At 68.1% G+C, this 1,293-nt stretch carries 1 protein-coding gene and 1 pseudogene; both read right to left on the minus strand.

What is annotated here, in order from left to right; all coding sequences use genetic code 11:
* Window positions 1-990, minus strand: a 990-nt coding sequence (locus AC5RWX_RS33430) for a CoA transferase (RefSeq protein WP_494100447.1), incomplete at its 3' end; no start/stop codon positions are given.
* A gap of 166 nt (window positions 991-1,156) precedes the next feature.
* Window positions 1,157-1,293 (minus strand): annotated as a pseudogene (locus AC5RWX_RS33435) (glycerophosphodiester phosphodiesterase); the annotation flags it as partial.

Below are 1,293 nucleotides of genomic sequence, written 5' to 3' on the forward strand. Positions count from 1 at the left end.
GGCCACCCCGTACCCGGTGGCGTGGTCCAGGGCCTGGACGGGAAGCGCACCCGGCCGCCATTCGCCGTCGTGGTTCTCTTTCCCGTAGAGGTTGGCGATTCCGGTGGCTGCCTGGACAATGCTGTCGAAACCGCGCAGGCCACACCAGGGACCCTTGCAGCCCCAGGCGTCCAAGGTGACCACCGCCAGCTCCGGCCGTGATGCCAGCAGCACCTCCGGCTCGAGCCCGAAGCGGTTCAGGGAGCCGCGGCGATAGCCGGTAACCACTACATCAACGGTCTCCAGCAACTGTGTCAGCTGGTGTCGGCCCGAGGTTACAGTCAGGTCGACCAAGACGCTCCGCTTGTCGAATCCGGTATCCACGAACTGGTCGGTGATCTCGGGGAGTTGCGGGGGATCGATCCGCAGGACGTCGGCGCCCAGCGCCCCGAGCAGGCGGGTGGACACGGGTCCGGCGATGACGCGGGTCAGGTCCAGCACCCGCACTCCCCTAAGTGGGCGGAGTGAGTCTTCAGCGGGGAGCCCCAGTGGACGCTGCGTGCCTGTGGTTTCGCCGTCCGCAAGGGTCCAATCGATCCATGGCCCCGCTGCTGCGGCCCGGCCCATTCCTGACTCCAGCCATTCGTTGCGGCTTCGCACGGCTGCGGCAACCCCGCCGTGGGATTGGATGCTGGCTTCCGCTTCCAGGGATGTCATGGTGCGGAGGGCAGCGCGCAGGCCATCCGCCGTATTGGTCCCCAGGGCCTGCAACAATCGCTGTTCGTGGTGCGGATAGTTGGAGTGCAGCCGGATCCAGCCGTCCTGGGTTCGCTGGAACCCGGACAGCGGGGCGAAGCCCTGGATCTTCCCGCCGTTGATCCGCAGGTGCCGGGAGGAGTCAAAGGCGCCGGCCGTCAAGGCGGCCGTGGTTCCGAAGCGGGCCGGCACACCGGTCAGGAAGTTCAAGGCTGCAACGGCGGCCCCAACGGCTCCGAGCGCGAGTCCTTCCACGTCCAGCGGGCCACCCCACCAGCTTCGGGAACCGGACCCGGGCGGCAGGGTGTCACCAGCCGCTGGCCCCGGGCCACTGAACACGGGCCCCCGGCCGCCGAACGCGGGCTGGAGACTCCGGAACAGCGGAGGAACGCTATCGAGGGACTCGCCCACTTTTTCCTGCTCAGCTTCCCTGCGGCGAAGCCACCTGCAGCTGGCTCAGCACGCGCGCCGGTACATTCGTTGTGATCTCGTGGACGCCGAGTCCCTTGCAAAGCGCCACGTCGTGCTCGGAGTCCACGGTCCACACCCGGAAGCGCC

The sequence above is a fragment of the Arthrobacter sp. SPT-J7 genome (genome assembly GCF_059089965.1).